Origin of the sequence: Pseudonocardia autotrophica, from assembly GCF_003945385.1 — a bacterium.
GTDB lineage: Bacteria > Actinomycetota > Actinomycetes > Mycobacteriales > Pseudonocardiaceae > Pseudonocardia > Pseudonocardia autotrophica.
Genome location: NZ_AP018920.1, coordinates 6,796,499 through 6,820,092, shown reverse-complemented (window position 1 = coordinate 6,820,092; position 23,594 = coordinate 6,796,499). Strand labels below are relative to the sequence as shown.

The following is a 23,594-nucleotide window of genomic DNA, read 5'->3' as shown; positions in this document are numbered from 1 at the left end:
GTCTTAACCGGGGAGAAACATGGCCCGGCTCGTCAGGCCGGGGCGCTGTCCAGGTCCCTGACGAGCAGGTCGGCCAGCGTGGCGACGGCGGTCTCGCCGTCGGCGTCGTCGGAGGATGTGAGCACCACCTCCTCGCCGGAGCGCACACCCAGGCCCATCACAGACAGGATGGACGCGGCGTCCACCGGGCCGCGCTCCCCGTCGGCGGTGCCGATGGTGACCTTCGCGGGCTGCTGTTTCGCGGCGGAGCAGAACAGGTTGGCGGGGCGGGCGTGCAGCCCCACGGACGATCCGACCTTCACTCGGCGCTCGGCCATGTCGGGTTCCTCTCTCGGTGGTCGGTCAGCCGGTGACCGGTGCGGCGGCGGGGGTGGTGCTCGCGGTGCCGGCGGGCTCGGTGCCCGGCGTGCGGCGCGCGGACTTCAGTCCGATCACCAGCGCGGCCGAGACCAGGGTGCCCGCGACGATCGCCAGCAGGTAGGCGAACGGGTTGCCGATCAGCGGGACCACGAAGATGCCGCCGTGCGGGGCCCGCAGCGTCGAGCCGAAGGCCATCGACAGCGACCCGGTCACCGCGGATCCGGCCATGATCGACGGGATCACCCGCAGCGGATCGGCCGCGGCGAAGGGGATCGCGCCCTCGGTGATGAAGGAGGCGCCGAGCAGCCAGGCGGCCCGGCCGTTCTCCTGCTCGGGCTTGGTGAACAGGTTCTTGCGGACGACGGTGGCCAGCGCCAGTGCGAGCGGCGGGACCATCCCGGCGGCCATCACCGCGGCCATGATCATCAGCGCCGTCTCGGAACCGGTGGACAGTCCGGCGACCGCGAAGGCGTAGGCGGCCTTGTTGACCGGCCCGCCCATGTCGAAGGCCATCATCAGGCCCAGCAGCGCGCCGAGCAGCAGCGCGTTGGTGCCGGACAGGCCGTTGAGCCAGTTGGTCAGGCCGGTGGTGGCTGCGGCCAGCGGCTGGCCGACGACCAGGAACATCACCGTGCCGACGACGGCGGTGCCGATCAGCGGCAACACCAGTACCGGCATGATCCCGGCCAGTGCCCGCGGCGGCTGCCAGAGCTTCAGCCCCATGATCACCGCGCCGGCGAGCAGGCCGGCGACCAGGCCGCCGAGGAACCCGGCCCCGGTCTGGACGGCGATCATGCCGCCGACGAAGCCGGGTACCAGCGCCGGCCGGTCGGCCATCGCGTAGGCGATGAACCCGGCGAGCACCGGTACCAGGAACCCGAAGGCGAGCCCGCCGATCTGGAACGACAGCGCCGCCCAGGAGGTGAGCGAGCCCGGGTCGAAGGTCAGCGTCGAGACGTTGCCGTCACCGATCGAGACGATGTCCGGGGCCTCGGTGATCTGGTAGCCGCCGAGCGCGAAGCCGAGCGCGATCAGCAGTCCGCCCGCGGCGACGAACGGGATGACGTAGGAGACGCCGGTCATCAGCCAGCCGCGCAGCCGGGAGCCGAAGCCGGTGCCGAACTGCTTGACGTCCATGTCCTGGGCGGCGCCGGTACCCGGGGACGCTGCGGGAGCCGCACCGCCGGTCCGGTCGGCGGCCCGGGCTGCAGCCTGCTCGATCAGCGCCGGTGCGCCGCCGATGGCCTTCTTGACCGGGCTGGTCACGGTGGGCAGATGGGCGAAGCGGTCCTTGTCGCGCACCTCGACGTCGGCGGCCAGGATGATCGCGTCCGCCTCGGCGATCTGCGCCTCGGTGAAGGGGGTGGACCCGGCCGAGCCCTGGGTCTCCACGACGATCTCGTGGCCCGCCTCCTCGGCGGCGACCTCGAGGGCCTCGGCGGCCATGTAGGTGTGCGCGATGCCGGTCGGGCACGCGGTGACGGCGAGGAGCTTCACGCCCCCACCTCCTGCTGGATGAAGGACGCGACGGCCGCCGGATCGGTGGCGCTGCGCAGCTCGCCGGTGAAGGACGCGCGGACCAGCCGGCGGGCCAGTGCGGCCAGCACCGTCAGGTGGTCGGTGTCCCCGCCCTCCGGGGCGGCGATCATGAAGATCAGCGTGGCCGGGCCGTCCTCGGCGCCGAAGTCGACGCCGGCGCTGCTGCGGCCGAACGCCAGGCTGGGCTCGGTGACGGCCGACGACCGGCAGTGCGGGATGCCGATCCCGCCGTCCAGGCCGGTCGGCATCTGCGCCTCGCGGGCCTCGATGTCGGCCAGGAAGGTGTCCAGGTCGGTCACCCGGCCGGCGTCCCGCAGCCGCCCGGCCAGCGCGGCGACGGTGGCGGTGCGGTCGGCGGACGGCACGTCGAGATCGACCAGATCGGCGGTGATCAGTGGGCTCATGCGGCATCTCCGGTGAGGGCGAGGGTGACGTCCGGCGTGGGTGCCAGTTCGACGTCGTCGATGCGGATGTCGGACGGGCCCGGCGCGGCCGAGCCGGGCAGACGGCAGGCGGCGGCGCCGTGGGCGACGGCCTGCCGGAGGGCGTCCGGGCCCGCTCCGCCCGCGGCCAGGAACCCGGCCAGGGTGGAGTCGCCGGCGCCCACCGTGCTGCGCACGGTGATCGGAGGGGTCCGGGCGTGGTACTCGCCGGACCGGTCGACCAGCAGGGCGCCACCGGCGCCCAGGCTGACCAGAACCGCACCGATCCCGCGGGCGCGCAGCTCGCGGGCGGCGACGAGCACGTCGCCGAGGCTGCCCAGCGGGCGCCCGACGAGCTCGGCCAGTTCGGCGTGGTTGGGTTTCACGAGATCGGGTGCGGCGGCCACCGTGTGCCGCAGCGGGGCGCCCGAGGTGTCGATCGCGATCCGCAGGCCCGGCCGGCGGCAGCGCCGGACGAGCCGGGCGAGGAAGTCCTCGCCGACCCCGCCGGGCAGTGAGCCACAGCCGACCAGCCAGCTCGCCTTCGCGCAGAGGGTCTGCGCCCGGGCGGCCAGCGCCTCGGTCTCGTCCGGGGTCAGTACCGGTCCCGGCTCGTTGATCTTGGTGGTGACGCCGCCCGGCTCGGCCAGGGTGATGTTGACCCGGGTGGCGCCGGCGATCGGGACCGTCACGGTGGTGACCTCGGTCGGCTCCAGCAGCGCGGCCAGCCGCTCGCCGGGTGCGCTCCCGGTCGGCAGCAGTGCGACGGTGCGGTGCCCGGCGGCGGCCAGCGCGCGGGCGACGTTCACGCCCTTGCCTCCCGGGTCGACCCGGACCGCGGTGGCCCGGTGCACGCCGCCCCGGTGCAGGTGCTCCAGCTCGACGCTGCGGTCCAGGCTCGGGTTCGGGGTGACGGTGACGAACAGCGGTCTCACGCGCGCACGACCTTCGGTCCGGCGGCCTCGACCGCGGCGGCGTCGGCCGGGTCGAGGCCGGTGTCGGTGATCAGGGTGTCGATCTCGGCGAGGGTCCCGAACCGCACGAACTGGTCGGTGCCGAACTTGCTCGCGTCGGCCAGCACGACGCTGCGGCGGGCCGCGCGGATCATCGCCCGCTTGATCGCGCCCTCGTCCGGATCCGGGGTGGTGAGGCCGTGCCCGGCGGAGAAGCCGTTGGTGCCGAGGAAGGCGAGATCGACGGTGAGATCGGCCAGCGCACCGGTGGCCCAGTCGTCGACGGTGGCCAGGGTGGTGCCGCGGACCCGGCCGCCGAGCAGCCGCAGCGCCAGGTTCGGCCGCCCCGCCAGGGTGGACGCGATCGGCAGCGAGTTGGTGACGACGGTGATGTCGCGGTCGCGGGGCAGCGCGCCGGCCAGCCGGGCGGTGGTGGTGCCGGCGTCGAGCAGGACCGTGCTGGCGCCGCCCAGCTCGGCGAGCGCGGCCTTGGCGATCCGTTCCTTCTCGGCGCCGGCCTGCGTGTCGCGCTGGGTGACCCCGGGCTCGAAGCTCAGCAGGTCGGCCGGGATGGCCCCGCCGTGCACCCGGCGGACCAGGCCCTGACGTTCGAGGGTGCCCAGGTCGCGGCGGATCGTCTCGGGCGTGACAGCGAGCTCCTCGGCGGTGGCGGCCACGTCGATCCGGCCCCGGTCCCGGGTCCGGTCGAGCAGCCACTGCTGACGCTCCGCTGCGTACATCTTTGTTCGCTCCCGCTTCGATGCTTGCTTGTATCTGAGTATGTGGGTTTTACTGTGTTTGTCAACGGGTCACGCTGACGTCGCCCACAGGAGCCCTCCATGCCGGTACTGAGCACGCTGAACGGAATCCCCGCGAGTCCGGGGCGCGCAGGCGGTCGCGTCGTGCGCGTCGCCGAGCCACCGGGTGAGCCGGCCGCCGGGCCGGCGCCCGCGGATCCGGCCGCCGAGGCCGCCCGGATCGCACCCGCCGTCGAGGTGGTGTCGCAGCGGCTGACCGCGCGCGCCGCGACCGTGTCCGGCGACGCGCGGGAGGTGCTGGAGGCGACCGTGACGATGGTCGGCGATCCCGCCCTGCTGGAGAACGCGCAGAACCTGGTCACCGGCGCCGGCCGGCCGGCCGCCCGCGCGGTGTGGGAGGCGGCGGGCGAGTTCGCCGACACGCTCTCCGCGATGGGTGGCTATCTGGCCGAGCGCGCCCGCGACATCCACGACGTGCGGGACCGGATCGTCGCCGAGCTGCTCGGGCTCCCCGCGCCGGGCGTCGCCGACCTCGATGCGCCGGGCGTGCTCGTCGCCACCGATCTCGCCCCGGCCGACACCGCAGGCCTGCGGCCGGGCGTCGCGCTCGCGCTGGTGACCGAGCAGGGCGGGCCGACCAGCCACACCGCGATCCTGGCCCGCTCGCTCGGCATCCCGGCCGTCGTCGGCTGCGCGGGCGCGTCGGCGCTGACCGAGGGGGCCGCGGTCACCGTGGACGGCGGCACCGGCGAGGTCCGTGCGGTCGCCACGGCGGAGGAGGCGACCGCGTTCGCGGCCGCGGCATCGGTCACCGCCGACTGGGACGGCGCCGGTCGCACCGCCGACGGCCGGCCGGTGCCGCTGCTGGCCAACGTCGGTGACGGGCCCGGGGCGGTCGCGGCCGCCGGCGCCGGCGCCGAGGGGATCGGGCTGTTCCGGACCGAGCTGGCGTTCCTCGCCGCGGCCGAGGAGCCCACCGCCGCGCGGCAGCGCGAGGTCTACACCGCGGTGCTGGCGGCGTTCGCCGGGAGACCGGTCACGGCCAGGACGCTGGACGCCGGCGCGGACAAGCCGCTGCCGTTCCTGTCCCTGGCGGGGGAGCCGAACCCGGCGCTGGGCGTGCGCGGGCTGCGGATCGCGCGGGTGCCCGGTGCCGGCGAGGAGGTGCTGGACCGGCAGCTGGCCGCGCTGGCCGCCGCGGCCGCGGAGACCGGCGCCGAGCTGAAGGTGATGGCGCCGATGGTGGCCACCGCCGAGGAGGCGCGCTGGTTCGTGCAGCGCTGCCGGGCGCACGGCATCGGATCGGCCGGGGTGATGATCGAGGTCCCGGCGGCGGTGCTGACCGCCGACGAGATCATGGCGGAGGTCGACTTCGTCTCGGTCGGCACCAACGACCTGGCCCAGTACCTGTTCGCGGCGGACCGCCAGTCCGGCCCGGTCGCGGCGCTGAACGACCCCTGGCAGCCCGCGCTGCTGCGGCTGCTCCGGCAGCTCGGCGAAGCCTCGGCCCGGACCGGGACCCCGGTCGGCGTCTGCGGCGAGGCCGCGGCGGATCCGGAGCTGGCCCCGGTGCTGGTCGGGCTGGGGGTGGCGGGCCTGTCGATGGGCTCGGGAGCGCTGGCGGCGGTCGGGGCCAGGCTGGGCGGGCTGACCGTGGACCAGTGCGTGGCCCGGGCCGACGCGGCCTGTTCCGCGGCCGATCCGGTCGCGGCCCGCGCGGCGGTGGCCGAGATCGACGGGTAGGTCCACCCCTCGGCGTCCGGACGATATCCGGGCGGCATTCGGGTGACGGCGGTCACCGGCGGTAGCTGTTTGCGTGTCCGAGTTCCGGCGCGGCTGAGCCGTTCGGGGCGGATCGGCCATTCGTCCCGCCGGAGTGTTCGTTCGCCGGGTCCGGGGATGGCCCACCTGGGCGTATGCCGTCGGCCGCAGGCGCGTGTGAATCCACCGGAGGTGGCCGTGTCCGGGTTGCCGCCGAGCACGGAGAGCGGTTTCGTCGGGACACGGCGTGATCCCGCATTTCCGGTCCGCGCCGATCGCCGAACCGGGGGAGGCCGATGATGCTCGGCAACGAGGGGCCGCTTGCCCATGCCGTCCGGACCGCTTCCGAGCGGGCCTATGTGGACGGTTTGACCGCGGGTGGGGAGGAGGCGTGGGCCCGGGCGTCGGGCGCGCGGCCCGAGCCGGCGTCGAAGCGTCTGCTCGTGCATCTGTCGCACTCGATCGAGCGGGCGGTGATGTCCGGGCCACGGGCCGATCCGACGGTGGTCGTCGCGCTGTTCCAGCGACTGGAGTTCTTCGATCGCGAGCGTGCGGTGTACGCGCGGATGGCGGAGGCGGGAGTCCGGGTCGTCGTCGGTTTCGTCGACGGTGACCGGCACGACGTCCCGGACGGTGTACACGCCGTCGTCCTCGATCCGACCGAGCCGCTCGCCGACGAGTGGACGGTCGTCGCGGCCGGCCCCGAGGCGGGTGCTTTCCTGGTCGCGACCGACCAGCACCGGCGGGACCCGCAGGAGAGCGGGGAGCAGGCAGGCCGGGTGTTCCTCGGCCGCTGGGGCTACTCGCAGGCACAGACCGGATCGGAGCTGGCCCGGCTGCGGTTCGCGCTCGGTGACCGGCTCGATCCCGACCTGCGCCGTACGATCGATCACCTGCTGGCCCGCTCGATGCCGTCGGGCGGAACCCCGGCGTCGTCGTCGGGTACCACCGGCGAGGCGTGGGCGACGACCTCGCTCAACCACATGATCGACCGGTTGTTGTCGGCCAGGGCCGGTACCCGGGAGCTCCGCGCCCAGCTCGCCGACGCCCAGCAGGCCGCGGCCGCCCGGGCCGCGGCCGAACTCGACCCGTCGAGTGGGCTGCCCACCGCCGAGGTGCTCGGCCGCTGGACGGGACCGGCCGATCCGGAGGCGCTCCCGGTCGGCATCGCGCTGTTCGATCTGCCCGAGCTGGCCGGTGACCGGGTGCGCGGCGACGCCCGGGCCGCCTACTTCGCCGCCCACCAGGTCGCGGCCGCGCTGACCCAGCCGCTGGGCCCGGTGGACACCGCGGTCCGGCTCTCCGAGCGGGAGTTCGCGCTGGTCGTGCCGGGCGCGTCCGATCGGCACCTGGCCGGGATGTGCGACCGGATCGGTGATCAGCTGCAGCTGGCGTCGCAGGGCTATCCCGGTGTCGGGCTGCAGGGCAGGCTCGCCATGATCGTCACGCGCGTACGGCCACTGCCGATCGACGATCTGCGGGCCGCGCTCGGGCACCTGCCCGAGCAGCCGTACGGGTACCGGCCGGTCGACGCCGGCGAGACCCCGGCCGGTGAGCGGATCGTGGTCGCGGCGACCGGCTCCCCGGGGGCCGATCCGGTGGCGCCGCCCCCGCAGGCGCACGCACCCGCCCCGCAGCGGGCCCCCGCCGATCCGGCGGACCCGGCCGAGGCGACACCGGCCCGGCGGCCGCGCCCCTACCTCGACGCCGGATCCGGGGGGCAGGGTGCGTCCCGCCCGGCCGGTGAGAACGATCCGCACGACGCCGCGCAGGAGGCGCTGCGCAGGCTGGTCAGCGGCGACGGCGGCGCCGACAACCGGTACGACGTGTTCGCCGATCTGTCCGAGCCCGGGTGGCCGCCCGCCGGCGGGGGGCACGGACAGCGCCGGCCGTGACTCCGCCGGTGCGTGACCTCGGGGCTCAGCTCCCGGCCGGTTCGTGGCGCAGGACGCGCTCCAGCACCGAGCGCACGGTCGGGTCCTCGACCGTGTAGTAGATGTAGGTCCCCTCGCGCCGGTTCTCCACCAACCCGGCCAGTCGCAGCTTGGCCAGGTGCTGGCTCACCGCGGTCGGGGCGGCACCCACCAGATCGGCCAGGCAGGCCACCGACGACTCACCCTGCAGCAGCGCCCAGAGGATCTTGATCCGGGTCGGATCGGCCAGCATCCGCAACGAGTCCGCCGCGCGGCGGACCTCGCCGTCGGGCGGCATCGCGAAGCCGGGGATCGACTCGTGCACGGGCTCGAGGATACCTGCGGAACTGCGCGGATGGGCAGTCAACTCGGCTGTATTGCTATCTGTTTGCGTATCTTCGTGAGTGCGCAGGTATGGTTCCGTTCATGCGAACCGCGCTCACGCTCCCGGAGGTCCGCTGGGCCGGGTCCGCTCTCGTCGCCTTCCTGCTCGCCACCGGCCTCGATCTCGCGGGCGGCCCCGGTCACCTGGTGACCGCGGCCTACCTGGCCTGTTACGCACTCGGCGGATGGGGGCCGGCCGTCGAGGGGATCCGGGCGTTGGCCGCCCGCCGGCTCGACGTCGACCTGCTGATGGTCGTCGCGGCGGTCGCCGCCGCCTCGATCGGGCACTGGTTCGACGGCGGGCTGCTGATCGTCATCTTCGCGACCTCCGGCGCCCTGGAGTCGGTGATGACCGCCCGCACCCGGGCCGGCATCGCGGCACTGCTCGATCTCGCGCCGGAGACGGCCACCCTGGTCGGGCCGGACGGCGGCGAACGGCAGATCCCGGCGGCCGAGCTGGTCGTGGGCGCGACCGTGCTGGTCCGGCCCGGTGAGCGGATCCCGGGTGACGGCCGGGTGCTCGACGGCCTCTCCGAGGTCGACACCGCCGGCCTGACCGGCGAACCGGTGCCGGTCCGCACGATCCCGGGTGACGAGGTGCTCGCCGGGACCGTCAACGGGACCGGGGTACTCCGGATCCGAGTGCTGCGCGACGCCGCGGACACCGTGGTCGCCGGGGTGGCGGCGCAGGTGCAGCGGGCAGCGGAGACGAAGGCCGACCGGCAGCTGTTCATCGAACGCGTGGAGCAGCGCTACTCGGTGCTCGTCGTCGCGGCGACCGTGCTGCTGCTGTCGGTGCCGCTGCTGCTCGGCGCCGGGTTCGAGGAGACCCTGCTGCGGGCGATCGTGTTCATGATCGTCGCCTCGCCGTGCGCGATCGTGCTCGCGACGATGCCGCCGCTGCTCGCCGCGATCGCGGTGGCCGGGCGCCGCGGGACGCTGGTCAAGGACGTCACGGTGCTCGAGGCCCTCGCCGAGGTCGACGCGGTGGTGCTGGACAAGACCGGCACGCTCACCGCGGGCCGTCCGCGGGTGGTGCGGGTGACCCCGCTCGGCGGGCGCCCGGCCGACGACGTGCTGGCGCTCGCCGCCGCCGCGGAGGCGGGCAGCGAGCACGTGCTGGGTCGCGCGGTGCGCCGGTACGCGCTGGATCGCGGGCTGGAACTGCCCGAGGCGTCCGGCTTCGCGGCGGTCCCCGGTGAAGGGGTGCGCGCCGTGGTCGGCGGTACCGAGATCGCCGTCGGGCGGCCCGAGCTCGCCGGCCGGCCGCATCCGGTCCTCGACGATGTCGTCCGCGAGCTGCAGCGGGACGGCCGGACCGCGGTCGTGGTGCTCGCCGACGACCAGCCGGCCGGTGTGATCGGGCTGTCCGACGAGCCCCGGCCCGGTGCCGGGGAGGCCCTGGAGGCGCTGCGCCGGACCGTCGGCGAACCGGAGGTGCTGACCGGCGACGCCCCCACCCCGGCCCGGGTGCTCGCCGGCCGGCTCGGCCTGTCCCGGTTGCGGGCCGGGCTGCTCCCGGCGGACAAGGTCGCGGTGCTCCGGGAGCGGCAGGCGTCCGGCCGCCGGGTGCTGGCCGTCGGCGACGGCATCAACGACGCCCCGCTGCTGGCCGGCGCCGACGTCGGGCTGGTGGTGGGTGGCCCGGCCGGTTCCGGTGGCGGTTCCGATGACGAGGCGCTGGGCGCCGGGGCGCTGTCGCTGCAGGCCGCCGACGGCGTCCTCACCCGGGATCCGCTCGGTTCACTGGCCCCACTGGTCGAGCTGGCCCGGCGGGCCCGGCGGATCGCCAGGGCGAACCTGGCGTTCGCCGCAACGGTGATCGTGGTCCTGGTGGCGTGGGACCTGATCGGGACCCTGCCGCTGGTCGTCGGCGTCGCCGGGCACGAGCTGTCCACCGTGCTGGTCTGCCTGAACGGCCTGCGGCTGCTGCTCAGGCGGGTGCCGCGTCCAGGCAGGCCAGCGCCATCCGCCGCAGCACGGCGACCCGGGCATCCGTACCGCGGGACGACCCCTGGATCGCCTGCGGTGCGTAGGGGGTGGAGTTGAGCAGCCCGAACACCCCGTGCGCGACGGTCCGGGCATCGGCGGGCGGGACGCCCGGGTGCACCCGGCGCAGGGTGTCCACCCACAGCTCGACGTAGGTGCGCTGCAGCCGCCGCACGGTCCGCCGGGCGTCGTCGGGCAGGTTCGCCAGGTCCCGGTCCTGCACCACGATCAGCTCCGGCTCGCGGGTGGTGAAGCCGATGTGGAACTCGACCAGGTCGATCAGCGAGTCCCGGGCGTCGTCGTGGTGCACCCGGGCCCGCCCGCCCTCCAGCAGTCGATCGCTGATCCCGATGAGCATCTCGGCGAGCAGCGCCTCCTTACCGGGGAAGTGCCGGTAGAGGGCCGGTCCACTGACTCCGACGGCCGCACCGAGGTCCGCGATGCTCACGCCGTGGAAGCCGTGCCGGGCGAACAGCCGCGCGGCCTCCGTGAGGATCTGCTCGCGCCGCGTCGGGGTGCTGTCCGGGGCGGCCATCGTCCGATCGTAGCGCTCCCGTTAACGTTCATTCACTGGTGTCGCGGGATGCTCCGCCCCTCGTCTCAGTCGGTGCACAGGTCGTCGCCGATACCCTCGTCGGTGTGATGGGCAAACTGGGCCGGCTGCGCGAGCGCACGGGCGTGCGTGCGGCCTCCGCGCTCGCCGCCGCGGCCGCGGTCGCGATGGTGCTCGTCGTCGCGGGGCTCTCGCTGGTGCTGCTGCTCGACCAGACGCTGAAGAGCAACAGCCGCAGCGCGCTGGAGGCGAACGCCGATCAGCTCGCGAACCGGATCGAGGCGAACTTCTCCGCCACCGGCGATGCGAAGCGCAACGCCATCGACGCTACCGGCAAGCGCACCGACATCGTCCAGGTCGTCACCGCGTACAGCGACGAGACCAACGCCCCGGACTGGATGGTCGGCTCCAACGGCGAGCAGCAGGACGTCCAGGTCATCGGGTCGTCGGACCCGCTGGACGGCCAGCCGAGGATCGTCGACTGGCTGCTGGCGCCGGACGAGAAGCGCTACGAGACCGACGTCCCGATCGAGGTCCGGGTCGGGCCGGACATGGCGGGCGGGGACCAGATCGAGGTCCAGGAGGTGATGGTCGTCGGGATCGGCGCCCGGGCCCAGGGCAGGCCGATCACCGTCTACGCCGCCCAGGAGCTCGGACCCGTGCACCAGGCGGTGGAGACCGTCGGCTGGCTGGTGCTCGGCGGCGTCCCGATCCTGGTGCTGGTCACCGGCTACTTCACCTACCTGTTCGCCGGCCGGGCGCTGCGCCCGGTCGAGGAGATGCGCACCCGGGTGGCCGGGATGGGGGAGAAGGACCTCGCCCAGCGCGTGCCCGAACCGGTCGCCCGGGACGAGGTCGGCCGCCTCGCCCGCACGATGAACCAGATGCTCGGCCGGATCGAGTCGTCGCAGACCACCCAGCGGCGGTTCGTCGCCGACGCCAGCCACGAGCTGCGCAGCCCGCTGGCCACCGTGTCGACCGGACTGGAGCTGCTCGGCACCGGAATGGCGAAGGACTCCGCCGACCGGGCCACGGTCGACACCCTGCGCGGCGAGACGGCCCGGTTGACCGGGTTGGTCGAGGGGCTGCTGTTCCTGGCCCGCGCCGACGAGCGCGGCATCGCGCCGCGCCGCGAGGAGGTGGACCTCGACGAGATCATCGAGGCCGAGCGGGTCCGGCCGTCCGCCGACACCGCCGTCGCCGTGCGGGTGTCGACCGAACCGGTGCGGGTGGTCGGCGACCGCGGTCAGCTGGTGCGGATCGTGCGGAACCTGGTGGACAACGCCAAGCGGCACGCGTCGTCGACGGTGCTGGTGTCGGTGCGGGCGGCCGACGGGGTCGCGGTGATCGATGTCGACGACGACGGCAACGGTGTCCCCGAGGCCGACCGCAGCCGGGTGTTCGAGCGCTTCGTCCGGCTCGACGAGGCCCGTTCGCGCGGTGACGGTGGCTCGGGTCTCGGGCTGCCGATCGTGTCCGAGCTGGTCGCCGCGCACGGCGGTACCGTCGCCGCGCTGGACGCGCCCGAGCTGGGTGGCGCCCGGTTCCGGGTGACGGTCCCGGCTGTCGCCGACGCCGCGGCCGCCGATCCCGGGCCGGCTGATCCCGAGGCCGCCGATGCCGGAACCACGGATATCGGAGCCACGGATATCGGAGCCACGGATGCCGGGGCTGTTGGTGTCGGGGTCGCGGGTGTCGGGGCTGCGGGTGCCGAGGTCGCGGGTGGCGAGGTCGCCGGCGCGGAGCCCGCTGGTGCCGGGCCGGTGCCCGCGGGGGCGCATCCGGCGATCACCGAGCCGGGCCCGCGGCCCGCGCGCCGCCCCGGTGAAGCGCCGTCGCCCGGTGCTCCGGGCCCGGCGACCGCCGCCTGGTGGGACACGCCCGCCCGGCCGTCCGGCGGTGGTGGCGTACCCGGCTCACATCCGACCGCCCGTCCGCCGCACACCGGGCCACACGCTCCGGAGCAGGTGCCGATCCGGCCGGACACCGTCGGCAGTCCCTACGACGAGAACGCCACCCGGCCGATCCCGGTGTACCGGGGCGGTCCGGCCACCACCGCTACCACCGCGACCGCTACCGACGCCGCCGACGCCACCGCCCGTGTCACGACGGGGGAGCGGGAGCAGGTGCGGGCGGCGCCGCGCGGGCGGCCGCCGATGCCGCACCGCCCACCGGCACCGCGCCGGGCCGAGGATCAGCGGGGCGGCGCCGGGCTCGGCTCGGACATCCGGTAGCCGACCCCGCGCAGCGTCTCGATGCTGTGCGTCCCGAACGGAGTGTCGATCTTGCGGCGCAGGTAGCCGACGTAGACCTCGACGACGTTGACCTCGCCGTCGTAGTGCGCGTCCCACACCGACCGCAGGATGTCGGTCTTGGTGACCACCTGCCCGGTGTGCGCCATCAGGTGCTCCAGCACGCCGAACTCACGCGGGGTCAGCGAGATCTCGATCTCGCCCCGGTGCACCCGGTGGGTGCCGGGATCCAGCGACAGGTCCCCGACCCGCAGCACACTCGGCGCGACCTCCCCGGCGCGGCGCAGCAGCGCCCGCAGCCGGGCCAGCAGCACGACGAACGAGAACGGCTTGGTCAGGTAGTCGTCGGCACCGAGATCGAAGGCGTCGGCCTCGTCGTACTCGCCGTCCTTCGCGGTGAGCATCAGCACCGGGGTCCACACGCCGCGGTCCCGCAGGTGCTGCAGGATCCGGTAGCCGGACAGGCCCGGGAGCATGATGTCCAGGACGATCACGTCGTGCCGACCGGACAGCGCGTACTGCAGTCCGGTGTCGCCGTCGTGCGCGACCTCGACCTCGTGCCCCTCGGCGGCCAGGCCGCGGCGGACGAGCTCGGCCAGCGGTTTCTCGTCCTCGACCAGTAGCAGACGCACGTGTCCCACCGTAGTGACCGACGCTGTGACGGGCCTGAGCGACCGACGCTGGACGAGCGAGGTTAATGACCGCTAACATGTTAGTGTTCGTTAACTTCGAGCGTGAGGTGAGCATGGTCGTCCCGGAACTGGCACCGAGGCTGGGGAGCGCGGTCGACCCGGCCGGCGAGCAGTACACCGCGAACGCCGCGGCGCACCGCGACCTGGTGGCCGATCTCAACGCGTCGCTGGCCACCGCCCGGCTCGGCGGGCCCGAGCGGTCGCGGACCCGGCACGTCGAGCGCGGCAAGCTGCTGCCGCGGGACCGGGTCGACTCGCTCGTCGACCCGTCGTCGCCGTTCCTCGAACTGTCGCCGATGGCCGCGCACGGCATGTACGACGACCAGGCCCCCGGCGCCGGGATGATCACCGGCGTCGGACGGGTGGCCGGCCGGGAGTGCGTGATCGTCGCGAACGACGCGACGGTCAAGGGCGGCACCTACTTCCCGATCACCGTCAAGAAGCACCTCCGTGCCCAGGAGGTGGCGCTGCACAACCGGCTGCCCTGCATCTACCTGGTCGACTCCGGCGGCGCCTACCTGCCCGAGCAGGACCGGGTGTTCCCGGACCGCGAGCACTTCGGGCGGATCTTCTACAACCAGGCGCAGATGTCCGGCCAGGGCATCCCGCAGATCGCGGCGGTGCTCGGCTCGTGCACCGCCGGCGGCGCCTATGTACCGGCGATGAGCGACGAGGCGGTGATCGTCCGGAACCAGGGCACGATCTTCCTCGGCGGCCCGCCGCTGGTGAAGGCCGCGACCGGCGAGGTCGTCACCGCCGAGGAGCTGGGCGGCGGCGAGCTGCACTCGCGGATCTCCGGGGTCACCGACCACCTCGCCGACGACGACGCGGACGCGCTCGCCCGGGTCCGCTCGATCATCGGGACGCTCGGCCCGCGCGCGCCGCGCCCGTGGGACGTCGCGCCCACCGAGCCGCCCGCGGTCGACCCGGAAGGGCTCTACGGCGCCGTCCCGACCGACTCCCGGATCCCGTACGACGTGCGCGAGGTCATCGCCCGGGTGGTCGACGGCTCGCGGTTCCACGAGTTCAAGGCCGAGTACGGCACCACGCTGGTCACCGGCTTCGCCCGGATCCACGGCCACCCGGTCGGGATCGTCGCGAACAACGGGATCCTGTTCTCCGAGTCCGCGGTGAAGGGTGCGCACTTCGTCGAGCTGTGCGACCAGCGCGGCATCCCGCTGGTCTTCCTGCAGAACATCTCCGGGTTCATGGTCGGCCGCGACTACGAGGCCGGTGGCATCGCGCGCAACGGCGCGAAGATGGTCACCGCGGTGGCGTCGACCCGGGTACCGAAGCTGACCGTCGTCATCGGCGGCTCGTTCGGCGCCGGGAACTACGCGATGTGCGGCCGCGCCTACTCGCCGCGCTTCCTGTTCATGTGGCCGAACGCCCGGATCTCGGTGATGGGCGGCGAGCAGGCCGCCACCGTGCTCGGGACGGTCGGATCGGGCGCCGATCCGGATGCGATCCGTGCCCAGTACGAGACCCAGGGGCACCCGTACTACTCCACCGCCCGGATCTGGGACGACGGCGTGATCGACCCCGCCGACACCCGCACCGTGCTCGGGCTGTCCCTGTCCGTCGCCGCCAACGCGCCACTGGCCGATCCGGCCTTCGGCGTCTTCCGGATGTGAGGCCCGACATGTCCCGCATGTTCGACACCGTGCTCGTCGCGAACCGCGGCGAGATCGCGGTCCGGGTGATCCGCACCCTGCGTGAGCTCGGGGTGCGCAGCGTCGCCGTGTACTCCGACGCCGACGCGGCCGCCCCGCACGTCCGGGCCGCCGACGAGGCGGTCCGGATCGGCCCGGCCGCGGCCTCCGCGTCGTACCTGTCGATCGAGGCCGTGATCGCCGCCGCGCGGGCCACCGGCGCCCAGGCGATCCACCCCGGCTACGGCTTCCTGTCCGAGAACACCGCGTTCGCCGCCGCCTGCGAGGAGGCCGGGATCGCGTTCGTCGGGCCGCCCTCGTCGGCGATCGACGCGATGGGCGACAAGATCCGCGCCAAGCAGACCGTCGCCAAGGCCGGCGTGCCGGTGGTGCCCGGCTCGGACGGCGCCGGGCTGTCGGACGACGATCTCGCCGCCGTCGTCGCCGAGGTCGGCTATCCGGTGCTGCTCAAGCCGTCCGCCGGTGGCGGCGGCAAGGGCATGCGCGAGGTGCACGGCCCCGACGATCTCGCCGACGCGATCGCCGGTGCCCGCCGCGAGGCCCGCAACTCCTTCGGTGACGACACGCTGCTCGTCGAGCGCCTGGTCACCACCCCGCGGCACATCGAGATCCAGGTGATGGCCGACACGCACGGCACCGTCGTGCACCTCGGTGAGCGCGAGTGCTCGCTGCAGCGGCGGCACCAGAAGATCATCGAGGAGGCGCCGTCGGCGCTGCTCGCCCCCGCGCAGCGCGCCGAGATGGGCCGCGCCGCCTGCGAGGCGGCCCGCGCGGTCGGCTACACCGGTGCCGGGACCGTCGAGTTCATCGTGGGCGGCGACCGTGCCGGGGCCGATCTCGAGTTCTTCTTCCTGGAGATGAACACCCGGCTGCAGGTCGAGCACCCGGTCACCGAGGAGGTCACCGGCCTCGACCTGGTCGAGCTGCAGCTGCGGGTGGCCGCCGGTGAACGGCTGCCGATCACCCAGGACGACGTCGTGCTCACCGGGCACGCGATCGAGGCCCGGGTGTACGCCGAGGCCACCGCCGTCGCGCAGGACGCACTCACCTTCCTGCCATCGGGCGGGCCGGTGCTGGCGTGGGCCCCGCCGCCCGGCGTGCGGGTCGACTCCGGGATCGAGACCGGCACCGTCGTCGGCTCGGACTACGACCCGATGCTCGCCAAGGTCATCGCGTACGGCGCCGACCGGGACGAGGCGCTGCGCCGGCTCGACGCCGCGCTCGGCGACACCACGCTGCTCGGGCTGGACAGCAACATCGGCTTCCTGCGCCGGCTGCTCGCCGACGACGACGTCCGTGCCGGACGCCTGGACACCGGCCTGATCGCCCGCCGCGGCGCCGCGCTCGCCGACACCGACGTGCCCGCCGACGTGCTCGGCGCGGTCGCCGGGAACACGCTGCTCGGCCTGGAGCCGAGCGGCGCGGTCGTCGACCCGTTCGACGTGCCGGGTGGCTGGCGGGTCGGCGAACCGGCCTGGTCGGTGCGCCGCCTGGTGACCGGCGGCACGGACGCCGTCGAGGTCCGGGTCCGCGGCCGGGCCGCCGGGTTCGACCTGGCCCTGCCCGAGACGGACGTCGTGCGCTGCCGCACCGCGGCCGTCGCACCCGGGGTGGTCGAGCACAGCCAGGACGGCCGCACCCGCCGCTACCGGGTCGCGCCGGCGCCCGGCGGGATGGTGTGGATCTCCCGTGACGGCCGTACCTGGGGCGTGCGGGAGCAGGAGCCGCTGGAGGCGGCGCGCACCGCGGGCGGTACCGCGGGCGGGCCGGTGCTGTCACCGATGCCCGGCACCGTGACCGTCGTCGAGGTCGCCGAGGGCGATGTCGTCGTCGCCGGTCAGAAGCTGGTCGTCGTCGAGGCCATGAAGATGGAACACGTGCTCACCGCCCCGGTCGACGGGACGGTGCGCGAGCTGAGGGCACGGGCCGGAGCCACCGTCGCGAAGGACGCGGTGCTGCTGGTCGTCGAGCAGGAGGAGACAGAGTGACCGGCACGGAGCAGACGAGCAGCGGGCAGACGAGTGCCGAGGACTACGAGGCGCTGCGCGCCTCGGTCGAGGAGTTCGCGCGCAAGGAGGTCGCCCCGGTGATCGGGGACCTCTACATCCGCGAGGAGTTCCCGTACGACATCGTTGCGAAGATGGGCGCGATGGGCCTGTTCGGCCTGCCCGTCGGCGAGGAGTACGGCGGCATGGGCGGCGACTACCTCGCCCTCTGCCTGGCCCTGGAGGAGCTGGCCCGGGTCGACTCGTCGGTCGCGATCACGGTCGAGGCCGGGGTGTCGCTGGGCGCCATGCCGATCTTCCGGTTCGGCACCGACGAGCAGAAGGCCCGCTGGCTGCCCGACATCGCCGCGGGCCGCGCGCTGGGCGCGTTCGGCCTGACCGAGCCCGGCGGCGGCTCGGACGCCGGCGCCACCCGCACCACCGCCCGGCTCGACGGCGGCGAGTGGGTGATCAACGGCTCGAAGTGCTTCATCACCAACTCCGGGACCGACATCACCTCGGTCGTCACGGTCACCGCGGTGACCGGGGAGAAGCCGGGTGGCGGCAAGGAGATCTCGGCGATCCTGGTCCCGGCCGGCACGCCGGGTTTCACGGTGAGCGAGAAGTACTCCAAGGTCGGCTGGAACTGTTCGGACACCCGTGAGCTCTTCTTCGACGACGTCCGCGTGCCCGAGGAGAACCTGCTCGGCGAACGCGGCCGCGGCTACGCCCAGTTCCTGTCGATCCTGGACGAGGGCCGGATCGCGATCGCCGCGCTCTCGGTCGGGCTGGCGCAGGGCTGTGTCGACGAGTCGCTGCGCTACGCGGGCGAGCGCGAGGCGTTCGGCCACACCATCGGCTCCTACCAGGCGATCCAGTTCAAGATCGCCGACATGGAGGTGCGGGCGCACACCGCACGGCTGGCCTGGCGGCACGCCGCGCAGCTGATGCTCGACGGGAAGCCGTTCAAGCACGAGGCGGCGATCGCGAAGCTGGTCGCCTCGAACGCCGCTATGGACAACGCCCGCGACGCCACCCAGATCTTCGGCGGCTACGGCTTCATGAACGAGTACCCGGTCGGCCGGTTCTACCGGGACGCCAAGATCCTCGAGGTCGGCGAGGGTACCTCCGAGGTACAGAAGATGCTGATCGCGCGGCACCTGGGTCTCTGACAGCTCCCGCCCCGGGGGAGTAGAACCGTACCCATGGGTAACTCCGAGGGGAACGACGCGCTCAACCACCAGGTCCGGCTCGCGGCGCGGCCGACCGGCACGCCGGGCCCGGAGGTCTGGGAGCACACGTCCGAGCCGGTGCCGGTCCCCGGCCCGGGCCGGCTCGTCGTGCGGGTCGGCCACATCTCGCTGGACCCGGCGATGCGCGGCTGGATGAACGCCGGGCGCTCCTACGTGCCGCCGGTCGAGATCGGCGCGGTGATGCGGGCGCTCGGGTTCGGCGAGGTCGTCGCGTCGGAGCATCCGGACTTCGCCGTCGGCGACACCGTCACCGGGATCTTCGGCGTGCAGTCCTACGCCGAGAGCGACGGCTCCGGGCTGCAGAAGGTGACCCCGTCGGCCGACGTGCCGCCGGAGCGCTACCTCGCGCTGCTCGGCATGACCGGGATGACCGCCTACTTCGGGCTGTTCGACGTCGGCGCGCTCGCCGAGGGCGAGACCGTCGTCGTGTCCGGCGCGGCCGGCGCGGTCGGGTCGGTCGTCGGGCAGCTCGCGAAGATCAAGGGCTGCCGGGTGGTCGGCATCGCGGGCGGCCCGGAGAAGTGCGCCTGGCTGGTCGACGAGCTCGGGTTCGACGCGGCGATCGACTACCGCACCGAGGACGTCCGGAAGGCGCTGCGCACCGCCGCGCCGGACGGCATCGACGTGTACTTCGACAACGTCGGCGGCGAGATCCTGGACGCGGCGCTCACCCGGCTGCGGCGCGGCGCCCGGGTGGTGATCTGCGGATCGATCTCCACCTACAACGCGACCGAGCCGCCGCCCGGACCGTCGAACTACATGAGCCTGCTGGTCAACCGGGCCCGGATGGAGGGCTTCGTGGTGTTCGACTACGCCGACCGCTACGGCGAGGCCGCGACCGAGCTCGCCGGGTGGCTGGCGCAGGGGCGCATCCGGAGCCGGGAGGACGTCGTCGACGGCACCGTCGCAGACTTCCCCGACGTGCTGCTGCGGCTGTTCCGCGGCGACAACACCGGCAAACTGGTGCTCCGGCTGACCCGCTGATCCGGGCCCGGTGCCGGGCCCTCCATCATGGCGGGGTGCGCCTCGCGATCGCCCGGACCGCCGTCGTCGTCTCGGGGGCGGCGATCCTCGTGGTCGAGACCCTCGCGACCCGGCTGGTCGCGCCCTACGTCGGGCTCACCCTGGAGTCGACCACCGCGGTGATCGGGGTGGCGCTGGCCGGGATCGCGGCCGGTGCGGCGCTCGGCGGGCGCTGGGCGGACCGGCACGATCCGGTGGCCGTGGCGGCGCTGATGCTGGTCGTCGGCGGGCTCGGGACGCTCGCGGTGCGCCCGGTCGTCCGGCTGCTGGGTCCGCTGCTCGGCGCCGGCCCGGCTGCGGCGGTGCTGCTGGTGGCGGCGTCCACCCTGGTGTCGGTCACCGCGCTGGCCGCCGTCACCCCCGCGGTGACCAAGGCCCGGCTGACCGGGCTGGACCGCTCCGGCGAGGTGGTCGGCGGACTGTCCGCGGCCGGCACACTCGGCTCGCTGGCCGGCAGCTTCCTCACCGGCTTCGTGCTGGTCGCGTTGCTGCCGGTGAGCGCGATCCTGCTGGTGACGGCGGCCGCCTGCCTGCTGCTCGGCCTGCTCGTCGCGCCCCGACGGCGGCGCGCCGACGTGCGCAAGGGCGGCGCGGCGGCGGTGCTGCTGGCGGTCGCGCTGGTCGCCGTGCCGGGCCGCTGCGACGCCGACACCACCTACTACTGCGCATCGGTCACCGCCGACCCGGCCGATCCGGCGGGCCGCTACCTGGTGCTCGACGACCTCCGGCACTCCTACGTGCGCCTCGGCGACCCGGCGCACCTGGAGTTCGCCTACACCCAGCGGTTCGCCGCCGCGATCGACACCGCGTTCGCCCCCGGGCGTCCGCTGGACGTCGTGCACGTCGGCGGCGGGGCGCTGACCATGCCGCGCTGGCTGGACGTGACCCGCCCCGGCGGTACGTCCACCGTGCTGGAGCTCGACGGCGGCGTCGTCGCTCTCGCCGTCCGCGAGCTGGAGGCGGGTGGCATCCCCGGCACGACCGTGCGCACCGGCGACGCCCGGGTCGGGCTGAGCGAGCTGCCCGACGACTCGGCGGACGTGGTGGTCGGCGACGCGTTCGGTGCCCGCTCGGTCCCGTGGCACCTGTCCACCACCGAGTTCCTCGACCACGTGCAGCGGGTGCTGCGGCCCGGCGGGCTGTACCTGCTCAACGTGATCGACCGGGACCCGCTGGACCTGGTCCGGGCATCGGTCGCCACGGTGGACAGCCGGTTCGGCACGACGACGGTGCTGGCCCGGCCCGACGAGTTCGCACCCGGCGGGGGCGGCAACCTGGTGCTGGTCGCCTCGGACCGGCCGGTCGACCCGGTCGCGCTGGACGCCGCGGTCACCGGCCGGGGTGAGCCCGGCGCGGTGCTCGACCCGGCCCGGACCGCCGCGTTCGCCGGGGACGCGCCGGTGCTCACCGACGACCGGGCCCCGGTCGACCAGCTGATCACCACCGCGGCGGGGAACCGCTAGGGTCGCCGACGTCGGGGCGGAACCATCGAGGGGGACACGACGTGGCGACCTGGGACGATCTGCAGTCCTACGTGCGGGTGCGGTACGAGATCGTCCGGCAGAGCGCCGACGAGCTGCGCTTCCGGCTGCCGACGACCGGGGAGCGGAGTCAGCTCGTCGTCGTGAAGCGGGTCGAGGAGGGCGCCGGGCGCCCCGGAGTCGAGGTGACCGACGCCGCAGCGGCCGTCGCCGATCCCGACCAGGTGTGGGTGCAGATCGAGTCCCCGGTGGCCCGGCTCGCCGAGGTCGATGTCGCGCGGGCGCTGGAGCTGGCCGGCCCGTCGCCGGTCGGTGGGCTGGCCGCGGAGGAGGGCGTCCTGGTGTACCGGCACTCGATCCCGCTGCGGCCGGCAGCGCTCGACGGCTTCGAGTTCCCGTTCCGGCAGGTCGTGCACCTGGCCGACGAGCTGGAGCACGCGCTGACCGGCCGCGACGAGCACTGAATCGGGGCTACCCGGCCTGCGGGGCACCCAGTCCCGCGAGGATCTCGCGCAGACCGGTCCGCGCCCGTGGAGCCAGCGGCCGGGCCGGTGCCCGGACCGTGGCGTCGTCGATGATGCCCCTGGCGACCAGCACCTCCTTGTGCACCGCCCAGGCCGGGCCCGGCTGGAGCCCGAAGACGATCAGCGGGAGCAGCCGGGCGAACCCGTCCCGCGCGCGGGCGGTCTCCCCGGCCGTCCAGTCGTCGAGGACCGGTCGGAGCAGGTCGGTGAACTCGCAGGCCGGCATGGTCCCGACCGCGCCGCCCGCGTACTCGTCGAGACAGAACTGGGCGTTCTGCCCGCCGAGCACGGCGAAGTCCCGGTCGGCGACGGCCTCCCGGACCGCGGCCACCTTGGGCGCGGTGGGCGGGGCCTCGACCTTCACCGAGGTGACCCCCGGCAGGTCGGCGAGCCGGGCGATCAGCTCCGGGGACATCGCCACACCGGTGACGCCCGGGGCGTCCTGGACCATCACCTCGCAGGCGGTGGCGGCGGCGACCTCGCCGTAGAACTCCACGATCTGCTGGGGCGACGGCTTGACCATGTAGGGCGGCAGCACCATCAGCGCGGTCGCGCCGTCCTGCTCGGCGGCCAGCGCCTGCTCGACGGCGGTCACCGTCGAGGTGGCGTTCACCCCGCACACCACCGGCACGGCGCCGGCGGCGGCGTTGACGGTCTGCACGACGGTGCGGGTGACGGTGCTGCGCTCGTCGGCGGTGAGGGCGAAGGCCTCGCTCGCCATCCCGGACACCGCGACCCCGTCGGCGCCGGACTCGAGCTGGAAGCTCACGAGCCTGCGCAGCGAGTCCGGGTCGAGTGCGCCGTCGGGCCCGAAGGGCGTCGCCAGGATGGGCATCAGTCCGCGGGTGGCGGTCATCGTGTCGTCTCCGATGTGGTGTGGGTGGCCAGGGCCTCGGTGTCGATCTCGATCCCGAGCCCCGGCCCGTCCGGCAGCTGCATGTGGTCGGCGCCCACCTGCAGCGGCGTCCGCAGGATCCGCTGCCCGACCTCGGTGGACGTGGGCTGGTACTCGAACGCGAGGAGGTCCTCGACGGCAGCGGCGACGTGCAGCCCCGCGGCCAGCGCGATCCCGAGTGCGACCGAGTGGTGCGGCGCGACCGGGACGTGCCGGGCGGCGCAGAGCTCGGCGATGCCGATCGCCTCGGTGATACCGGTCCGGCCGATGTCGGGCTGGGCGATCGCGAGTGCGTCCGTCGCGAGCCAGTGCGCGAACTCGAACCGGTTGCGCAGGCTCTCGCCGACCGCGATCGGGATCGTCTCGTCGCCGAGGGCGCGATGGCCACGGTCGTCCTCCGGGGCGAGCGGGGCCTCCAGGAACCAGGCGTCCCGCGCGGCGAGCCCGCGGGCGAGCCGCCGGGCGTCGTGGCGCCGGTAGGCCCAGTGCCCGTCGACCGCCACCCGCAGCGACGGCGCCGCCGCGCGGACCGCGTCCACGGTGGCCAGATCCTGCTCGACACCGTGTCCGAGATGGAGCTTGACGGCCGTCGCGCCACGGGCGACCCAGTCGCGTGCGAGTTCGGCCCGCTCGGCGTCGGAGGCGCGGGGCAGTCCCGAGACGTAGGTCGGGATCCGCTGCCGGTACGCGCCGCCGAGCAGGGTGGCGACCGGCACCTCCAGGAGCCGGCCGGCCAGGTCCCACAGGGCGATGTCGACGGCGGCGAGCGCGTCGGCCTGGTGCCCGACCAGGTGGCCGCGCTCGCGCATCAGCTCGGCGGCGGCCCGGCCGACCGGGCGCGGGCTGCGGGCGTCCGCGCCGACGAGCTGCCCGGCCAGGGTCGTGCGGACGACGGCGGCGACGATCTCGGGACCGACCGGTGCGAGCGCCTCACCCCAGCCGACGGTGCCGTCCTCGGCGGTCAGCCGGACCAGCACCGTCTCGAAGCGCGGCGAGTACAGGCTGCGCCACGGCGGCCGGACTGCGTAACCGTCGGCGGGCCCGGTGCCGTCGGGGAGGACGCCGAGATAAGGCTCGTCGTTGTCGATCTTCAGGACGAAGGTGTCTACGGCAGCTATTCGCATCGACACATCCACTGACTGGTTGACATCATGCACACAGCGGATAACGTACGTCATCGAGAG

General features: G+C 74.2%; 20 protein-coding genes. 10 read left to right on the top strand and 10 right to left on the bottom strand.

All coding sequences use genetic code 11. The annotated features are described in order from the left end of the window. Window positions 1-32 precede the first annotated feature (32 nt). Genes Pdca_RS31730 through Pdca_RS31710 form a run of 5 tightly spaced genes read right to left on the bottom strand, consistent with a single transcriptional unit; the run spans window position 33 to window position 4,014 of the window. The gene (locus Pdca_RS31730; protein ID WP_085913311.1) at window positions 33-317 is read right to left on the bottom strand and encodes an HPr family phosphocarrier protein; all 285 of its coding nucleotides are present in this window, start codon (window positions 315-317) and stop codon (window positions 33-35) included. A gap of 25 nt (window positions 318-342) precedes the next feature. Continuing rightward, a complete protein-coding gene (locus Pdca_RS31725; RefSeq protein ID WP_085913310.1) occupies window positions 343-1,857 on the bottom strand; it encodes a PTS fructose transporter subunit IIC in 1,515 nt (504 codons plus the stop codon). After that, entirely contained in the window at window positions 1,854-2,303 is a 450-nt protein-coding gene (locus tag Pdca_RS31720; RefSeq protein ID WP_085913309.1) for a PTS sugar transporter subunit IIA, read from the bottom strand. The genes Pdca_RS31725 and Pdca_RS31720 overlap by 4 nt, the downstream gene beginning before the upstream one ends. Further along, on the bottom strand, window positions 2,300-3,247 hold the full coding sequence (pfkB, locus tag Pdca_RS31715) for a 1-phosphofructokinase (RefSeq protein ID WP_085913399.1): 948 nt from the start codon (window positions 3,245-3,247) through the stop codon (window positions 2,300-2,302). Before pfkB ends, Pdca_RS31720 begins: the two co-directional genes overlap by 4 nt. Window positions 3,248-3,252: 5 nt before the next feature. Beyond that, complete coding sequence (locus Pdca_RS31710) at window positions 3,253-4,014, bottom strand: DeoR/GlpR family DNA-binding transcription regulator (protein WP_085913308.1); 762 nt, start codon at window positions 4,012-4,014, stop codon at window positions 3,253-3,255. A 99-nt stretch (window positions 4,015-4,113) separates the two neighbouring features. Between Pdca_RS31710 and Pdca_RS31705 the strand changes: the two genes are divergently transcribed. Both Pdca_RS31705 and Pdca_RS31700 read left to right on the top strand, forming a co-directional pair. Continuing rightward, window positions 4,114-5,775 (top strand): putative PEP-binding protein, encoded by a 1,662-nt coding sequence (locus Pdca_RS31705; protein ID WP_085913307.1) that lies wholly within the window; start codon window positions 4,114-4,116, stop codon window positions 5,773-5,775. Window positions 5,776-6,092: 317 nt separating this feature from the next. Next, complete coding sequence (locus tag Pdca_RS31700) at window positions 6,093-7,688, top strand: DICT sensory domain-containing protein (protein WP_158092182.1); 1,596 nt, start codon at window positions 6,093-6,095, stop codon at window positions 7,686-7,688. 25 nt (window positions 7,689-7,713) lie between these two features. Here the strand turns inward: Pdca_RS31700 and Pdca_RS31695 are convergent, their stop codons facing one another. Further along, window positions 7,714-8,031, bottom strand: a complete 318-nt coding sequence (locus Pdca_RS31695) for an ArsR/SmtB family transcription factor (RefSeq protein ID WP_085913305.1) — start codon at window positions 8,029-8,031, stop codon at window positions 7,714-7,716. A 101-nt stretch (window positions 8,032-8,132) separates the two neighbouring features. Between Pdca_RS31695 and Pdca_RS31690 the strand changes: the two genes are divergently transcribed. Continuing rightward, window positions 8,133-10,139 (top strand): heavy metal translocating P-type ATPase, encoded by a 2,007-nt coding sequence (locus Pdca_RS31690; protein ID WP_085913304.1) that lies wholly within the window; start codon window positions 8,133-8,135, stop codon window positions 10,137-10,139. Here the strand turns inward: Pdca_RS31690 and Pdca_RS31685 are convergent. Then, complete coding sequence (locus tag Pdca_RS31685) at window positions 10,024-10,614, bottom strand: SACE_7040 family transcriptional regulator (protein ID WP_085913303.1); 591 nt, start codon at window positions 10,612-10,614, stop codon at window positions 10,024-10,026. The two genes, Pdca_RS31690 and Pdca_RS31685, sit on opposite strands and share 116 nt — an antisense overlap. A gap of 107 nt (window positions 10,615-10,721) precedes the next feature. On the opposite strand from Pdca_RS31685, the gene Pdca_RS31680 reads away from it, so the two are divergent. Continuing rightward, window positions 10,722-12,866 carry a sensor histidine kinase gene (locus tag Pdca_RS31680; protein WP_085913302.1) on the top strand — a complete coding sequence of 715 codons (2,145 nt, stop codon included), beginning with the start codon at window positions 10,722-10,724 and terminating at the stop codon, window positions 12,864-12,866. Here the strand turns inward: Pdca_RS31680 and Pdca_RS31675 are convergent. Then, window positions 12,827-13,516 carry a response regulator transcription factor gene (locus tag Pdca_RS31675; protein ID WP_085913301.1) on the bottom strand — a complete coding sequence of 230 codons (690 nt, stop codon included), beginning with the start codon at window positions 13,514-13,516 and terminating at the stop codon, window positions 12,827-12,829. The genes Pdca_RS31680 and Pdca_RS31675 overlap by 40 nt on opposite strands. Window positions 13,517-13,593: 77 nt before the next feature. Between Pdca_RS31675 and Pdca_RS31670 the strand changes: the two genes are divergently transcribed. From Pdca_RS31670 to Pdca_RS31645, 6 genes are read left to right on the top strand one after another with little or no spacing between them, the layout of a single operon-like run. Then, the gene (locus Pdca_RS31670) at window positions 13,594-15,210 is read left to right on the top strand and encodes a carboxyl transferase domain-containing protein (protein WP_373865507.1); all 1,617 of its coding nucleotides are present in this window, start codon (window positions 13,594-13,596) and stop codon (window positions 15,208-15,210) included. Window positions 15,211-15,227: 17 nt separating this feature from the next. After that, window positions 15,228-17,237 (top strand): ATP-binding protein, encoded by a 2,010-nt coding sequence (locus tag Pdca_RS31665; protein WP_085913397.1) that lies wholly within the window; start codon window positions 15,228-15,230, stop codon window positions 17,235-17,237. Then, entirely contained in the window at window positions 17,234-18,406 is a 1,173-nt protein-coding gene (locus Pdca_RS31660; protein ID WP_085913300.1) for an acyl-CoA dehydrogenase family protein, read from the top strand. The genes Pdca_RS31665 and Pdca_RS31660 overlap by 4 nt, the downstream gene beginning before the upstream one ends. A gap of 33 nt (window positions 18,407-18,439) precedes the next feature. Next, window positions 18,440-19,471, top strand: a complete 1,032-nt coding sequence (locus tag Pdca_RS31655; protein ID WP_085913299.1) for an NADP-dependent oxidoreductase — start codon at window positions 18,440-18,442, stop codon at window positions 19,469-19,471. Window positions 19,472-19,506: 35 nt separating this feature from the next. Beyond that, window positions 19,507-20,973, top strand: a complete 1,467-nt coding sequence (locus Pdca_RS31650) for a fused MFS/spermidine synthase (RefSeq protein ID WP_085913298.1) — start codon at window positions 19,507-19,509, stop codon at window positions 20,971-20,973. A 41-nt stretch (window positions 20,974-21,014) separates the two neighbouring features. After that, entirely contained in the window at window positions 21,015-21,455 is a 441-nt protein-coding gene (locus Pdca_RS31645; protein ID WP_085913297.1) for a hypothetical protein, read from the top strand. Between the two features lie 7 nt (window positions 21,456-21,462). On the opposite strand, the gene Pdca_RS31640 is transcribed toward Pdca_RS31645, so the two are convergent. Both Pdca_RS31640 and Pdca_RS31635 read right to left on the bottom strand, forming a co-directional pair. Then, complete coding sequence (locus Pdca_RS31640) at window positions 21,463-22,371, bottom strand: dihydrodipicolinate synthase family protein (RefSeq protein ID WP_085913296.1); 909 nt, start codon at window positions 22,369-22,371, stop codon at window positions 21,463-21,465. Further along, window positions 22,368-23,534, bottom strand: a complete 1,167-nt coding sequence (locus tag Pdca_RS31635) for a mandelate racemase/muconate lactonizing enzyme family protein (protein WP_085913396.1) — start codon at window positions 23,532-23,534, stop codon at window positions 22,368-22,370. Before Pdca_RS31635 ends, Pdca_RS31640 begins: the two co-directional genes overlap by 4 nt. Between the last annotated feature and the right edge of the window lie 60 nt (window positions 23,535-23,594).

Coding starts and splice junctions, on each gene's coding strand:
- Pdca_RS31680 (WP_085913302.1), top strand. CDS start 10,722: ATGGGCAAACTGGGCCGGCTGCGCGAGCGCACGGGCGTGCGTGCGGCC.
- Pdca_RS31640 (WP_085913296.1), bottom strand. CDS start 22,371: ATGACCGCCACCCGCGGACTGATGCCCATCCTGGCGACGCCCTTCGGG.
- Pdca_RS31700 (WP_158092182.1), top strand. CDS start 6,093: ATGCTCGGCAACGAGGGGCCGCTTGCCCATGCCGTCCGGACCGCTTCC.
- Pdca_RS31730 (WP_085913311.1), bottom strand. CDS start 317: ATGGCCGAGCGCCGAGTGAAGGTCGGATCGTCCGTGGGGCTGCACGCC.
- Pdca_RS31710 (WP_085913308.1), bottom strand. CDS start 4,014: ATGTACGCAGCGGAGCGTCAGCAGTGGCTGCTCGACCGGACCCGGGAC.
- Pdca_RS31690 (WP_085913304.1), top strand. CDS start 8,133: ATGCGAACCGCGCTCACGCTCCCGGAGGTCCGCTGGGCCGGGTCCGCT.
- Pdca_RS31705 (WP_085913307.1), top strand. CDS start 4,114: ATGCCGGTACTGAGCACGCTGAACGGAATCCCCGCGAGTCCGGGGCGC.
- Pdca_RS31670 (WP_373865507.1), top strand. CDS start 13,594: ATGTTAGTGTTCGTTAACTTCGAGCGTGAGGTGAGCATGGTCGTCCCG.
- Pdca_RS31685 (WP_085913303.1), bottom strand. CDS start 10,614: ATGGCCGCCCCGGACAGCACCCCGACGCGGCGCGAGCAGATCCTCACG.
- Pdca_RS31655 (WP_085913299.1), top strand. CDS start 18,440: ATGGGTAACTCCGAGGGGAACGACGCGCTCAACCACCAGGTCCGGCTC.
- Pdca_RS31665 (WP_085913397.1), top strand. CDS start 15,228: ATGTTCGACACCGTGCTCGTCGCGAACCGCGGCGAGATCGCGGTCCGG.
- Pdca_RS31720 (WP_085913309.1), bottom strand. CDS start 2,303: ATGAGCCCACTGATCACCGCCGATCTGGTCGATCTCGACGTGCCGTCC.
- Pdca_RS31635 (WP_085913396.1), bottom strand. CDS start 23,534: ATGCGAATAGCTGCCGTAGACACCTTCGTCCTGAAGATCGACAACGAC.